Origin of the sequence: Intrasporangium sp. (genome assembly GCF_035280925.1) — a bacterium.
GTDB lineage: Bacteria > Actinomycetota > Actinomycetes > Actinomycetales > Dermatophilaceae > Intrasporangium.
On record NZ_DATEEY010000064.1, the window covers coordinates 32332 to 46949 of the forward strand.

Annotated in this window: 11 protein-coding genes; 8 read left to right on the forward strand and 3 right to left on the reverse strand. The window is 70.8% G+C overall.

All coding sequences use genetic code 11. The features are described from left to right. Positions 1 to 17: 17 nt before the first annotated feature. Together VJN29_RS06800 and VJN29_RS06805 are read left to right on the forward strand one after the other, a co-directional pair. Positions 18 to 1424 carry an FAD-dependent oxidoreductase gene (locus VJN29_RS06800; protein ID WP_324142861.1) on the forward strand — a complete coding sequence of 469 codons (1407 nt, stop codon included), beginning with the start codon at positions 18 to 20 and terminating at the stop codon, positions 1422 to 1424. Between the two features lie 152 nt (positions 1425 to 1576). Beyond that, a complete protein-coding gene (locus VJN29_RS06805; RefSeq protein WP_324142862.1) occupies positions 1577 to 2551 on the forward strand; it encodes a hypothetical protein in 975 nt (324 codons plus the stop codon). A gap of 389 nt (positions 2552 to 2940) precedes the next feature. Here the strand turns inward: VJN29_RS06805 and VJN29_RS06810 are convergent, their stop codons facing one another. Beyond that, entirely contained in the window at positions 2941 to 4068 is a 1128-nt protein-coding gene (locus VJN29_RS06810; protein ID WP_324142863.1) for a Xaa-Pro peptidase family protein, read from the reverse strand. 120 nt (positions 4069 to 4188) lie between these two features. Between VJN29_RS06810 and VJN29_RS06815 the strand changes: the two genes are divergently transcribed. The 4 genes from VJN29_RS06815 (at position 4189) to VJN29_RS06830 (ending at position 10426) form a co-directional block, all read left to right on the forward strand. Then, complete coding sequence (locus tag VJN29_RS06815; RefSeq protein ID WP_324142864.1) at positions 4189 to 4644, forward strand: YbhB/YbcL family Raf kinase inhibitor-like protein; 456 nt, start codon at positions 4189 to 4191, stop codon at positions 4642 to 4644. A gap of 117 nt (positions 4645 to 4761) precedes the next feature. Beyond that, complete coding sequence (locus VJN29_RS06820; RefSeq protein WP_324142865.1) at positions 4762 to 8223, forward strand: TM0106 family RecB-like putative nuclease; 3462 nt, start codon at positions 4762 to 4764, stop codon at positions 8221 to 8223. Positions 8224 to 8273: 50 nt separating this feature from the next. Further along, positions 8274 to 9185, forward strand: a complete 912-nt coding sequence (locus VJN29_RS06825) for an ATP-binding cassette domain-containing protein (protein WP_324142866.1) — start codon at positions 8274 to 8276, stop codon at positions 9183 to 9185. Continuing rightward, positions 9182 to 10426, forward strand: coding sequence for an ABC transporter permease (locus VJN29_RS06830; protein ID WP_324142867.1), 1245 nt, complete (start codon positions 9182 to 9184; stop codon positions 10424 to 10426). The genes VJN29_RS06825 and VJN29_RS06830 overlap by 4 nt, the downstream gene beginning before the upstream one ends. 24 nt (positions 10427 to 10450) lie before the next feature. Here VJN29_RS06830 and VJN29_RS06835 read toward each other — a convergent pair whose 3' ends face one another. Further along, entirely contained in the window at positions 10451 to 10660 is a 210-nt protein-coding gene (locus tag VJN29_RS06835; protein WP_324142868.1) for a dodecin, read from the reverse strand. A gap of 256 nt (positions 10661 to 10916) precedes the next feature. Between VJN29_RS06835 and VJN29_RS06840 the strand changes: the two genes are divergently transcribed. Next, positions 10917 to 11750 (forward strand): M57 family metalloprotease, encoded by an 834-nt coding sequence (locus VJN29_RS06840; protein WP_324142869.1) that lies wholly within the window; start codon positions 10917 to 10919, stop codon positions 11748 to 11750. Between the two features lie 88 nt (positions 11751 to 11838). Here the strand turns inward: VJN29_RS06840 and VJN29_RS06845 are convergent, their stop codons facing one another. Then, positions 11839 to 12972 carry a citrate/2-methylcitrate synthase gene (locus VJN29_RS06845; protein WP_324142870.1) on the reverse strand — a complete coding sequence of 378 codons (1134 nt, stop codon included), beginning with the start codon at positions 12970 to 12972 and terminating at the stop codon, positions 11839 to 11841. Positions 12973 to 13105: 133 nt separating this feature from the next. Between VJN29_RS06845 and VJN29_RS06850 the strand changes: the two genes are divergently transcribed. Next, a complete protein-coding gene (locus VJN29_RS06850) occupies positions 13106 to 14281 on the forward strand; it encodes a citrate synthase (protein ID WP_324142871.1) in 1176 nt (391 codons plus the stop codon). Positions 14282 to 14618: the final 337 nt, after the last annotated feature.

A 14618-nucleotide genomic window follows, 5' to 3' on the forward strand; every position in this document is an offset into this window, starting at 1 on the left:
GTCGAATCCGGTGCACCATGGCTTTCTCCTCTGCCCTCGCCACCAGCCTCGCCGATGCCCGCCCGGACGTCTTCTGGACGGATCGCCCAGAGCTGCGCCCAACCCCTCGCCCCGCCCTCACGGGACACGGAGGCGGCGCCGACCTCGTCATCGTCGGCGGCGGCTTCACCGGCCTCTGGGCCGCGATCCAGGCGAAGGAGGACGACCCGTCCCGCGACGTGGTGCTGCTCGAGGCCGGCCGGCTGGGGGTGGGAGCGAGCGGTCGGAACGGTGGGTTCGTGTCGCCCTCGCTGACTCATGGGTTGGCGCAGGGCGTGGCCCAGTGGCCGGACGAGATCACGACCCTCGAGCGCCTGGCATCGGAGAACTTCGCCGGATGGCAGGCGGCGCTCGTGAGGCACGGCATCGACGCCGACTTCCACCTGCCCGGCGAGCTGACCCTTGCGCTGACCGAGCACCAGGTGACTGCGGTCCGGGATGCCCACGACCTGCACCTCGACCATGGCAAGGCGGTCGAGCTGTTCGATGCTGCCGGGGCTCGCTCCAGGGTCGACTCGCCGCTCTACCGGGCCGGGTTCCTCGACCCGGAGGTCGGACTGGTCGACCCGGCCCGTCTGGTGTGGGGACTGGCTGCGGCCGCGGAAGGGTTGGGCGTACGGCTGCACGAGGACACGCGCGTCACGGGGTTCGATGTCGACGGGGCCGGCGTCCGGGTGGCGACCGAGTGGGGCAGCCTGGTGGCAGGCCGGGTCGTCGTCGGGACCGGGGCTGCGCCCGGGGTGCTTCGCCGGTTCCGGGCGTGGGTGCTACCGGTCTACGACCACGTGCTCATGTCCGAGCCGCTGAGCCATGGGCAGCTCGACTCGATCGGGTGGCAGGGTAGGGAGGGGCTCACCGATGCGGGCAACCAGTTCCACTACTACCGAAGGACGCTCGACGACCGGATCCTCTTCGGCGGCTACGACGCCAACTACCACTTCCCCGGGCGCATCGACCCGGCGCTGGAGCAGGCGGAGGGGTCGCACCGGCTGCTGGCCCAGCACTTCTTCGGCATCTTCCCGCAGCTCGAGGGGCTGCGCTTCACCCACCGGTGGGCCGGGGTGATCGACACCACGTCGCGATTCACCCCCGTCTTCGGGACTGCTCTCGGCGGCCGTCTGGCCTATGCGATCGGCTACACCGGCCTGGGTGTCGGGTCAACGCGCTTCGGGGCCCGCGTGGCGCTCGATCTGGTCGACGGTCGTGACACCGAGGCGACGCGGCTGCGCATGGTCCGGGACAAGCCGATTCCCTTCCCGCCGGAGCCGATTCGCTACGCCGCCGTGCGCGCCACGCGGGCGGCCCTCGCAGCCGAGGACCGCACCGGCCGCCGCGGGCTGTGGCTCAAGGCTCTCGACCGACTCGGCGTCGGCTTCGACTCCTGACCCTCCAGGATCACACGAAGCCGAGCTGCTCCGGCGCGTCCCGGAGGAAAACCGGGTCGGGGCGACACGGGACAGGGCACCATGTGGTCTGCGGGGTCCGTCACGCCGTAGCCAGCCGAACGTTCACAGCTCGGCCCAGGAAGGATCGTCTGATGAAGCTGGAGTTGTCGGCGAGGCTCGCCGCCCTGACCGTCGGCGGCGCCTTCCTGCTGGCCGCGTGCACCTCCGACGGCGGGGGGAACCTGCCCACCCTCAGTCCGTCGCGAACGGCAGACGTGTCCCCGACCGCGACAGCACCCACGGCGACGCGAACCACCGTGACGCTGCCGACGGTGAGCCTTCCGACCCAGACCCTGCCCACGAGGACCACGTCCGGGACTGCTGAGCCCACATCGCTACCCCAGACCACGACCACTCCACCGACGTCGACACCCACGGAGCCGACACAGACCTCGAGCCCGACTGAGCCGACCGCAACACCCACCCCATCGACCCCCACCCCGGCGGAGACCACGAGTCCGGCGTCGGATACCTCGTCACCCACAACGTCCGAGACCACCGCCGTCGCCCTGCCCTCGGCGCCGAGCACGACGGTCGCCTCGGAGAGCGTGGCCGCAGAGTCCCAGGGCGTTCCCGCGTGGGTCTGGTGGCTGCTCGCGGCGATGGTCATTGCCCTCGCGATCGCCGTTCCCGTGCTGCTCCGCCGACGCCGGATGGACCGTTGGCTGGACGAGTTCGCGAGGGTGAGAGCCGAAGTCGCTTGGCTCGCAAGGGAGCTCATACCTCAGCTCCGCCAGTTCGGTGCGCGGCAACTTGCGGCCGGAGGGCTCGAGGTGTCGTCCGCCAGGATTGTCGCGGCCGAGGACCGGCTCACGGCCCTCATCGCGTCGGCTCCCGACGACGTGACCCTTGAGCGATCGCGCATCCTGCGCGACGCGGTGCGCGACGCCCATGCACGCCTCGATGCCGCTGCGTCGTCCGGCACCGACGAGACCCTGGCCATCGACCTGGACGAGATCGCCGGCGAGCTCGAGGCCGCGCTCGCCACGACAGCCCCCGCCGGCACCACCGGAGGAGCGGGAACCGCGCCGGGAACCACACCGGGCAGCACGGACCAATCACTCTGAGAGTGCTCACGAACCCGTCGAGTGTGCCCTTTGCGTCGGTCTCGGACGGCGCGTACTGCCGCCCTTTTCGTCGAGTGTGCAGCTCCCGCCGCCACGTGCGCCGCGCGTGAGTAGTGGGAGGTGCCCGTGGCACGACGATGCCGTATGCCGCTGAGCTGGCTCCCAGCCGACGGTCGGACGCGGTCCTGCCGCCCATTTCGTCGAGGGTGCTACGTCTCAGTCAGGCCGCGACGCTGACGGCACACTCGACGGGACGGGGGCGGCGCGCGCACTGCACACTCGACGGGAACGGGCGCGACGCGCACTGCACACTCGACGGGACGGGGCGCGACGCTGACGGCACACTCGACGGGAACGGGCGCGGCGCGCACTGCACACTCGACGAGAGGTCAGAGGACGGTGAGGTCGCGGGGGCGGTGGTTGAGGCGCTCGACGCCGGCGTCGGTCACCGCGACGATGTCCTCGATGCGCGCCCCCCAGCGGCCGGGGAAGACGATGCACGGCTCGATGCTGAACGTCATCCCCACCTCGAGGGGGAGCTCGTTGCCCTCGACGATGTAGGGCTCTTCGTGAACGTCCAGTCCGATGCCGTGCCCGGTCCGATGGATGAAGTGGTCACCCAGCCCAGCCTCGACGAGGACGCGGCGAGCCGCGCGGTCGACCTCCTGACAGCTCACCCCGGGGCGCACCGCATCGACCGCGGCCTGTTGCGAGGCGAGCAAGGCGGCGTACGCGGAGGGCACGTCGGCCCGGGAAGCCGGCCCAGCGGCATACGTCCTCGTGCTGTCCGAGCAGTAGCCCGAGGGAAGCGGGCCGCCGATGTCCACCACGATGACGTCTCCGCGCTCGACCACCCGGTCGGAGACCGCGTGGTGCGGACTCGACCCGTTGGGACCCGAGCCGACGATGACGAACTCAGCTGTGGCATGGCCCTCGTCGACGATCGCGGCGGCGATGTCGCCAGCGACCTCGCGCTCGGTCCGACCAGGACGGAGCCACTCCGCCACCCGCGCGTGGACCCGGTCGATGGCCGCCCCGGCAGCCCGCAGCTCGGCGAGCTCGGCCGGCGTCTTGCGCATCCGGAGCTCTCTGACGATCGGCCAGGCCGGGCGCTGGTCGACGGCCCCCGCGTCGCGCAGCTGGAACAGGTGGAGCGCCGGCGTCGTGTCGGAGAACGCCAGTGGTCCGGGGCGGAGGCCGGCCAGGGCGAGCGTGTGGGCGTTCTCGCCGTCGACCCACGGACGAACCTCGATACAGAGCTCGGCGAAGGGGACGTGGCCGAGACCGGCGTACTCGAGCTTCGGGACGACGAAGTGGGGTGGCAGCCCCGGGTCCGTGGGCACGACGAGGGCGGTGAGGCGCTCGTGGGAGGCGCCACCGATCCCGATGAGGTAACGCAGGTCCGAGCCCGGCGACACCACGACGGCCGACACACCCGCTGCCTCGGTCAGGGCCCTGAGCCGGTGCAGCCGGTCACGTGCCGTCGGGACGTCGATCGTCGAGGAGGTGACACCCATGTTCCTGACCCTAGGTGGGAGGGTGGACTGGTGGTCGGCCGGAGGCGGATGCTGGTGGTCGTGGCGCTGGCCGCGGCAGCGACCGGATGCGGCGCGCCCACAGGCGACCAGGAGGTACTCGTGACCGTGCCGACCCCGATCACCGTGACGAGCAGCGCGTTTGCCGACGGGGAGGCGATCCCGCGCGACCACACCTGCGATGGCGCGGGCCGGGTCCCGTCCCTCGCGTGGAGCGACGTGCCGGATGACGCTGGCGCGCTCGCGCTCGTCGTGGACGACCCCGACGCCCCGAGCGGCACCTTCACCCACTGGGTCGTGCTCGACCTGCCCGTTGACACGCGGGAGCTCCCGGACGGGCGACTCCCGGCGGGGACGCCGCAGGCAGTGAACTCGGGTGGGCGCACGGGCTGGTACCCGCCCTGCCCACCGAGCGGGACACATCGGTACCGGTTCACCGTGCACGCCCTGTCGCGGGCGACCGGCGTCCCCGATGGCGCGCCGCTCGAGCGGGCGCTGGCGGCGATCCGCGGGTTCGCCGTCGCGTCCGGCACCCTCGAGGGCACGTACTCCCGCTGACGGTCACCCTCCTTCCGACACCTCGGTCCGGCGGCGCGTGGCCGGGCGTCGATCGGACCGTCAGTGCCCGGTGCTATCAATGGCTCAGGAGAAGCTGGGTCGATCGGGAGGGTCGCTGTGTTCCTGCTGGGAGAGCGGGTGGTGTGGTCGGCGTCCGACCTGGCCGCGTCGACGGAGTGCGAGTACCGCGTCGCACGGCGCCTCGACGTGAAGCTCGGCCGGGTCAGGGCGGTGGCCGAGCCGGAGGACCCCCTGCAGGAGCGCATCGCGACGCTCGGTGACGAGCACGAGCAGCGCCTGCTCCGCCGCTACGTCGCCGAGGGCGAGGTGGCGATGGTTGATCGACTCACCGGCGCCCACACCGACGAGCGGCTCCGGGACCTGCACGCCGCGAGCATCGGCAGGTTCTCGCAGGGCGGTGTCGTCTACCAGCCGGGGTTCTTCGACGGGGAGTTCTTCGGCTACGCCGACTTCGTCGAGCCCTCGGCCTCGGGCTGGGTCGTCGCCGATGCCAAGCTCGCCCGGAGCGCCAAGCCCAAGGCGATGCTGCAGGTCGCGTCCTACGCCGACCAGCTGGCGAGGGCCGGCCTGCCGGTCGCGCCGCAGGGGGCCCTGTTGCTCGGGGACGGGCGGCGCGAGGTGGTGCCGCTGCACGACGTGATGCCGGTCTTCCGCGCGCGACGGGACCGGTTGCGCGCCATGATCGCCGAGCGCATGTCAGCCGGAGTGGCGCTCGCGTGGGGTGACGACTCGCACTCCATCTGCGGCTACTGCCCGGAGTGCGTGGATGCGATCGCTGCCCATCACGACCTGCTTCTCGTGGCCGGTCTGCGCCGGGACCAGCGGCGCAAGCTGCGCGAGGCCGGGATCCGGACCCTTCAGGACCTCGCCGCAGCGACGGAGTGCCCGGCCGCCCTGAGCGCGTCGGCCTTCACCACCCTGCGCACGCAGGCAGTCGCGCAGGTCGGGCAGCTCGAGTCCGGCGAGGTCCGCTTCACGCGGGCGGAGCGGGCAGCCGGGGAGCCGCCGGTCACGCTGCCCGCGCCCTCACCGGGGGACATCTTCTTCGACTTCGAGGGCGACCCGCTCTACAGCGAGGACGACCCCGCGGTCGCCGGGCTGGAGTACCTCTGGGGTCTGCGGCTCGCGACCGACGATGCGGGGCAGGAGCGGTTCCTGCCGCTCTGGGCCCACGACTACGCGCAGGAGCGGGAGGCGTTCGCGGAGTTCATGCGGATCGTGGCCGACCGACGCACGCAGTGGCCGGACCTGCACATCTACCATTACGCCCCCTACGAGACGACGGCGCTGAAGCGGCTGGCCGGCCGCTACGGGATGCTCGAGGCGGAGCTCGACGACCTGCTCCGCAGCAAGGTCTTCGTCGACCTCTACTCCGTGGTGCGGCGCGCGGTCGTCGTCTCCCAGCCCTCCTACTCGATCAAGAGGCTCGAGCCGCTCTACATGGGCGACGAGCTCCGCGAGGGCGACGTGCAGAAGGGTGACGTCTCCATCGCGGAGTACCACCTCTACCGGCTGGACCGCGAGATCGGTGACGTGGAGTCCGCGGCGACCCGCCTCAAGGAGCTGCAGGAGTACAACGCCTACGACTGCCTGTCGACGCAGCGGCTGCGCGACTGGCTGCTCGACGCCGCCGAGGTGCCCGTCGGGGCACCTGTCGGGCCCGAGGGCGACGGCACCGAGCAGCCCGAGTCGCCGCTCGCGTTCGAGCGAGCGCGCCTGACCCACGAGCTCTCGGAACGGGCGGAGACCGTGCATGACCGGTGTTGCGCCCACGCCTGGCGGCTGCTCTCCGCTGCCATCGGCTACCACCGGCGCGAGGACCTGCCCTTCTGGTGGGACCACTTCAGCCGGCTCAACCGAGATCTCACCGAGTGGGGCGAGGACCGCGACGTGTTCGTCGTGACGCGCGCTGAGGTGATCAGCGACTGGGCCACGAGGGGGCGCCAGACGAACCCGCGACGGAGGATCCGGCTCACCGGCACCTGGGGTCCGGGCAGCTCCTTGGCACCGGCGTTCTACGCCGCCTACGCCCTTCCGACGCCGCCGGGAATGCAGGAGCACGACCAGTACGCCTGGCAGACCAAAGAGCTCAAGGTCTCCCTCCCGGATCCCGACGACCCCGACGTCCTCGAGGTCGAGGAGACCTGCCGGCCGGGTGAGGACTGCGACGACCTTCCCGTAGCGCTGACGCCGACCTCGGTCCCGACCAAGACCGTCGAGCAGGCGCTCCACCGCTACGCCGGCGCGGCACTGGCTGGGGACGACGAGCCGGTGGACTCGGCATGGGACCTGCTCACCTGCCGGCCGCCTCGCCTCGTGGGTGGGCTGGCACTCCCGCCGCTCGAGGCCGGCGGGGACGCCGTCGCGGTCGTCACGCGGGCTGCGCTGTCCCTCGACCGCTCCTACCTCGCCATCCAGGGTCCGCCCGGGAGCGGCAAGTCGTGGACCGCTGCGCAGGTCATCCGTGACCTCGTGCAGCACCATGGCTGGCGCGTCGCGGTCGTCGCCCAGTCGCATGCGGTCGTCGAGCACCTCCTCGACGGCATCGTCGACCACGGCCTCGAGCCCGCTCTCGTCGGCAAGAGCAAGCGGAGGTCGCATCGGCAGCCATGGGTCGAGGTCCGCGACAGCGGCCCCGAGCGCGCCCGCTGGGTCGCCGGCCACCGGGCCGAGGGACGCGGCTGTGTCCTTGGCGGCACGGCGTGGACCTTCTCCGCGGAAACCCTCGCGGACGCCTTCGACCTCGTCGTGGTCGACGAGGCCGGCCAGTTCTCGCTCGCCAACACCGTCGCCGTGAGCACTGCCGGACGCAATCTGCTGATGCTCGGCGACCCCCAGCAGCTCCCCCAGGTCTCCCAGGGCCAACACCCGGAGCCGGTCAACGAGTCGGCGCTCGGATGGCTCATGGGCGAGCACCGGACCCTGCCGGAGGAGTTCGGCTACTTCCTCGCCACCTCGTACCGGATGTGTGAGCAGGTGTGTGCTCCGGTCTCCAACCTCTCGTACGAGGGCCGGCTGGCCTCGAGTGCCCCGGCGCGCGCCCTCTCCGGCGTCGAGCCCGGCATCACCTGCATCGAGGTGGCCCACGGCGGCAACCGGACGTCCTCCGTCGAGGAAGCAGTCGTGGTCGCCGACCAGGTCGACTCGCTCCTCGGTGCCTCGTGGAGCGAGGACGAGGTCACCCGCCCACTGGGTGAGCGCGACATCCTCGTCGTCGCGCCCTACAACGCCCAGGTCGCCCTCATCCGCCAGACGCTCGCGGTCCGCGGCCGAACGGAGGTCCGCGTCGGGACGGTCGACAAGTTCCAGGGGCAGCAGGCGCCCGTCACGATCGTGTCGCTGGCTGCCTCCTCGCCCAAGGAGGCGGCCCGCGGCATGGGGTTCCTGCTCAACCGCAACCGGCTCAACGTCGCCGTATCGCGGGCCAAGTGGCGGGCGGTCCTCGTGTACTCCCCCGAGATCACGCACTACCTGCCCCACACCGTGCCCGGCCTGCTCGAGCTGGGTGGCTTCCTCGCGCTCGTGGACTGCCACCGTGACGCACCAGATCCGGTCTGATTCGACACACCGTTGCCGGTGGTGCCACAGGCGGCTCCTAGGGTGGATGCATGGCTGAGTTTGGGGGACGAGACGGTGGGGACCTCGGCGTCCGCCACCTGACCAGGACCTTCGGCGACATCGTCGCCGTCGATGACATCGACTTCGTGGTGCAAACGGGCACGTTGACGGGCTTCATCGGAGGCAACGGCGCCGGCAAGACGACGACGATGCGGATGATCATGGGCGTGCTGTCCATGACCGCCGGCGAGGTCCGGTGGCGCGGGCGGCCGATCACGCAGGAGGACCGACGCGGCTTCGGCTACATGCCCGAGGAGCGCGGCCTCTACCCCAAGCAGCCGGTCCTCGACCAGCTCGTCTACCTCGGCCGGCTCAAGGGGTTGTCGACAGCCGAGGCGAGGACATCGATCACCGAGCACCTCGAGCGACTCGGCCTCGCCGACCGCGCCAGGGACCACGTCGAGAAGCTCTCGCTCGGCAACCAACAACGCGTCCAGATCATCGCAGCGCTCATGGGGCGCCCCCAGGCCCTCATCCTCGACGAGCCCTTCAGCGGCCTCGACCCCAGGGCCGTCGACACCATGGCCGAGCTGCTGCGGGAGCACACCGCGCGGGGCGTCCCCGTCCTCTTCTCGTCGCACCAGCTCGAGCTCGTCGAGCGCCTCTGCGAACGTCTCGTCATCCTCAGCCAGGGCAAGGTCGTCGCAGCAGGCACGCCCCACGAGCTCCAGGGCCAGGAGGCGCTCCGGCACCGACTCGTCCTCACCGGCGACGCCGGGTGGGTCCGCGGCGTGCCCGGCATCGACACCGTCGAGGTGGACGGGACGACAGCACTCGTCGAGGTGGTCGAGCCCGGCTCGGAACGCCGGCTCCTCGCCCTTGCCGCGGAGCGAGGCGGGGTCGTGGAGTTCGCCATCGAACGGCCGACACTGGCCGAGATCTACCGCGAGGTGACAGCATGACGACCTCCCAGCGCCAGCGCACGGCCACCCCGACCCGCGAGGCGGCCCAGCGGCATACGACACCCTCCCCTGAGCCGACCCGCTCGGCCTGGCGGCTCGTCGCAACCCGCGAGATCGTCGTGCGACTGACCAACCGCGCCTTCGTCGTCTCCACTCTGCTGACGATCGTCCTCATCGCGGGTTTCGCACTGTGGTCGATCATGCAGGGCAACTCCACGACGACGCACCGGGTTCTCGTCGCGAGCTCTCAGGCCGCTTCGGTCGTCACGGCTGCCGACGGCCTGGCCACCGAGGTCGACGACAAGGTCCGGGTCGAGGCGGTGACCGTGAGCGACGACGCCGTGGCGCGACAGACGCTGGCCGACGAAGGAGCCGACGCGTATCTCCACCGGAGCGGGGACCAGTGGACGCTGACGACCATCGATGAACCGGACGTCCAGCTGCGACAGGCGCTGGCTGGAGCCGTCAGCCGGGCGGCGCTTGCAGCCAACGCCGCAGCGGCCGGGACGACCGTTGAGGACCTCATGCGGGGTGCCACCCTGGCGAGCGAGGTCGACAGCGAGGCGGGATCGACTGGCTTCGCGTACGGGATGGGATTCGCCTTCGCGCTGCTCTTCTTCCTCAGCGCCGTGATGTTCGGACAGATGATCGCCTCGAGCGTCATCGAGGAGAAGCAGTCCCGACTCGTCGAGATCATCGCCACCGCAATTCCCTTGCGGCAGCTGCTCGCCGGCAAGGTCATCGGCAACTCCGCGATCGCGCTCGCACAGCTCGTGCTCTTCACCGCCGTCGGTATCGTCGCCGTGTCGTTCTCCGAGTACTCCCACATGCTCGGGGCGCTCTCCGGCGCCGTCGGGTGGTTCATCGCCTTCTTTGCCGTGGGCTTCGTCGCCCTCGCCTGCATCTTCGCGGTCGGTGGGGCCCTCGCGTCCCGGACGGAGGACCTGCAGGCGACCACGGCACCGGTGACGACAGTGCTGATGCTGGTCTACTTCGCCAGCCTCAGCCTCGAGGGCACGGCCGAACGCATCGCCTCGTTCGTGCCGATCGCGTCGGTCATCTCGATGCCGACCCGCGTCCTCCGCGGCGACGCGCTGTGGTGGGAGCCCGTCGTCGCCCTCGCGATCACCGTTGCCTTCGCCGCCGCAACCGTCATTCTCGGCGAGAAGGTCTACCGACGGTCGCTCATGCAGACCCGCGGACGGCTCTCCTGGCGGCAGGCCCTCGCCACTGAGGAGTGAGCGGGACCGGCGCGCCCCGAGCGTTCACTCCTCGATGCGGAAGCCCACCTTGACCGTCACCTGGTAGTGCCCGATCCGACCCTCCTCGAGGTGGCCCCGGATGTTGACGACCTCGAACCAGTCCAGGCCGCGCACCGTCCTGTTGGCCCGGGCGATCGCCCCGGCGATGGCATCGTCCAGCGATGACTCCGACGTTCCGACGATCTCACTGATGCCATACGTGTGCGCTGCCATGATGGTTCCTCTCCACATCGTCGCCGACCTCGTCGTCGGGACTCCATCGTCGGCGGCGACGGCCGCGTCGGTCAACGCCAGCGACCTTCCCTTTTGTCAGCATTCCAACGCCGGATTTGCGGTTTCCTGACCGGAATGGGGAGGTTCCTTACCATTCCCGGGGAAACGCCGGACGAAGTTGCGCACGCTGCGCTCCTAGCGTTCTGCCTGCCGCTCCCCACCAGGCGGGCGGACCCCAATCCCAGGAGTCCACACCATGCGCGTCACCTCGTCTCGGACCCTCACCAGCCTGACCATGGCCGTCGCGGTCGCCTTCGCCGTGACCGGCACGGTCACCTCCGCCGCCGCCGTGCCCCTCGCCGACGACACCGGCGCCGTCCCGACCTTCCAGCAGTTCGCGGACTCGACGTACCACGACGGCCAGGTCTACGTCGTCAACGGCGACGAGGCGATGGACAGCTCCGGTGAGCTGCGCCAGTTCTACGATGACATGCTCGCCACACCGAGACACACCATCGACGACGGCCTCATCGTCAACACCGTCCAGGGCCGCGACGACACGTGGTCCCAGGCCCAGGTCGGCAACATGACCTACTGCGTGAGCACCAAGTTCGGCTCGCGGCACGGTGACGTCGTCGCAGCGATGCAGGGTGGGACGGCCCTCTGGGAGAACGCGTCCTCGGCCATCGACTACGTCTACGCCCCCAGTCAGGACGGCAGCTGCAACACCCGCAACAAGAACGTCGTCTTCTCGGTCGAGCCGGTCCAGACGACCCAGTACATCGCCCGTGCCTTCTTCCCGAGCTCGCCCAAGCGCTCCCGCAACGTCCTCGTCGACGACTCGATCTGGAGCGCGGGCTCGTGGACACCGGCCAACATCATGGGTCACGAGCTCGGCCACACGCTCGGCTTCCGCCACGAACACACCCGGCCCGAGGCCGGCACCTGCTTCGAGGACAACAACTGGCGGCCGCTGACGCCCTACGACTCGGCCTCGATCATGCACTACCCCCAGTGCAACGGCTCGTCCGACGACCTGTCCATGACGTCGAGCGACGTCGCCGGCGCCCGCGCCCTCTACGGCAGCTGACGCTCCCGCAGCTTCGCGGGCCCGTCCCCTTCATCGGGGGGCGGGCTCGTGTCATCTCGGCCGTATGCCGCTGAGCCAGCTCTCGCGCCTACGTGGCCGCCAGCGCCGGGCTGGGACCGACGTAGCGGGCCGACGGGCGGATGATCTTCGTGTCCCGGGCCTGTTCGAGGATGTTCGCCGTCCAGCCGACCATCCGGGCAACACAGAAGGTCGGGGTGAACATGGCGGGCTCGAGCCCAGCCACCTTCATCACCACTCCGGCGTAGAACTCGACATTCGCGTGGAGCTCGCGACCCGGCTTGAGCTCGGCCAGGGTGCGTTCGAAGATCTCCTCGACCTGCACCGCGAGGTCGACGAGGGGATGGTCGTAGCGCTGGGCGATGCCGCGGAGCATCTCGGACCGGGGGTCGCGGGTCCGGTAGACCGCATGACCGAAGCCCATGATCCGCTCGCCCCGGAGCAGGTGGTCCCTGACGTACCCCTCCGCGCGATCCGCCGAGCCGATCTCGTCGAGGGCCTCCAGCGCGCGACTGGGTGCGCCGCCGTGCTTCGGCCCGGAGAAGGACCCGAGGGCGGCGACGACGCAGGCAGCGAGGTCCGCCCCGGTCGATGCCACGACGCGAGCCGTGAAGGTCGAGGCGTTGAATCCGTGGTCCATCGTCGAGACGAGGTAGCTCTCGACCGCGCGGGCATCGCGCGGCTCCGGGACCCGGCCGGTCACCATGCGCAGGTAGTCCTCGGCGAGACCGAGTGCTGGATCCGGGTCCAGGGGCTCGAGGCCCTTCTGGAGCCGGTGCGCAGCAGCGACGATCGTCGGGGTGACCGAAGCGACCGCAAGGGCCGACTGGAGGCGCTCGTCTTCAGGTGAGTCATACAGCGGCGCCTGACCGCTCGCGGATCCCCACAGCGAGAGGGCCGTCCGAAGGACCTGGAGGGGCTCAGACGTCGCCGCGCAGATCGCGGGAAGGACGTCGGACACCACCGCGGGAAGCACCCGCAGCGGCCCCACTCGGCGCAGGAAGGACTCGATCTCGGCATCGGTCGGCAGGTGGCCGACCGCGAGCAGGTGCCAAACCTCCTCGAAGCTCCGCGTGGTCGCGAGATCGACGGCGGACAGGCCGCGGTAGTGGTAGAACCCCTCTTCGCCCAGCACGTCGCCGATCTCCGTGTCGGTGACCTCGACGCCGGCGAGCCCGCGGGGGACGGTGATGGTGTCGCTCATGTCGTGCTCCTTGCGATGTTGACTCTGGCGGTCGCCTGTGCCAGCGTGAACGATATTGATCAACAGCGTCAATGTTGATCGAGTCCATGTTGATCGAGTCCATGTTGATCGAGGCCACATCAAAGGGAGACCGGTGAGCGAGGGCGGCAGCCGCTGGATCACGACGAGCGAGGCCGCGCAACGACTCGGCGTCAAGCGGGCAACCCTCTACGCCTACGTCAGCCGCGGCCTGATCCACAGCGAGCGCCGGCCGGGCCAGCAGGAGAGCCTCTTCGACCGCGCGGAGATCGACGCGTTGGCCTCGACGACCCGCGCCTCGGGCGAAGCCCAGCCGCTCCTGCGTTTTCGGAGCGTCGCCACCTCGGTCAGCAGTCAGCTCGACGGCGACCTCCTGTATCGCGGCGTCCCACTCGCCGAGGTCGTCGACGGGCTGTCCTTCGACGAGGCCGCCGCCCTCGTGCTCGGTTCGACCTCCGCCCCGAGCGGGACCCCGCGCGACCCTGGGACCCAGCTCAGCGGCATACTGCCGTCTCTGCCGCTCGAGCGGCGCCTGCCTGTCGCCATGCAGCTCCTCGCCGCGGCGGATCCCCTCACCGTCGACACGGACCCGGACCGAACCCGACAGCTCGTCGCCGCCTCCGTCCGACAGGCGCTGGTGGCCTTCAACGAGGCAGCGGCGGGACTCGGGGTCCGCGAGGAGGTGCCGAACCTGCTGGTGGCCGCCCTGCTCCGGGCGCCGGCCAGCCGCGCCGACGGCGAGCTGATGAGGGTGCTGCTCACGACGCTGCTCGACCACGGCCTCACGGCATCGACGATCGCGGCCAGGGTCGCGGCGTCGACGCGGGCCGGGATCCACGACTGCCTCTGCGCCGGCTTCGCCGTGATGTCCGGACCGCTCCACGGCGCGGCCCCCATCGCGGCGCGAGCGCTGCTCGACGACGACCGGCGTGGCGCCGAGGCCGTGGCGGCGGCGATGCGCAGCCACGGCGGGGTGCCCGGGTTCGGCCACTTCCTCTACCCCGACGGCGACCCGCGCGCCGAGCTCGTCCTGGCCACTCTCTGGCGGCGCCGCGGCACAGCTCGGCTGCGTCGCCGGGTCGAGGAGCTGTCCGAGGTCGTCGCCGCCCACTCGGGCCAGCGGCCCAACATCGACCTCGCGAGCGCGGCAGTCGTGCGCGCGCTCGGCCTGCCGGCCGCGGCCGGCGAAGTCGTCTTCCAGGTCGCCCGCTCCCATGGGCTCACCGCGCACGTCCTCGAGGAGGACGCGGAGACGCCGCTGCGCTGGCGCGGCCGAGAGGCCACCGGCTGACGCACCCGCGCCAAACCCCTCTTTTCGTCGAGTGTGCACTTCCCGCTGCTCCGCCCGGGAGGAATGACTGGCCGCACCCGCGTCCCACCACATGCCGACGGTGAAGCCGCACCTCCTCCCGTCAATCGTCCCGTCAGGAATGACGTTCACTGCACACTCGACTGAGGATCACTCGACTGAGGCTGAGCAGGCGTCCAGTGCACACTCGACTGAAGCTGAGCCGGCGTCTACTGCACACTCGACTGAGGCTGGGGGGTTGCAGCTGCGATGGGGCGCTACGGCAGCTGGCCGAAGACGTGGCGGCGCACCCACGCGTGCATCGCGATGGCGGCAGCGG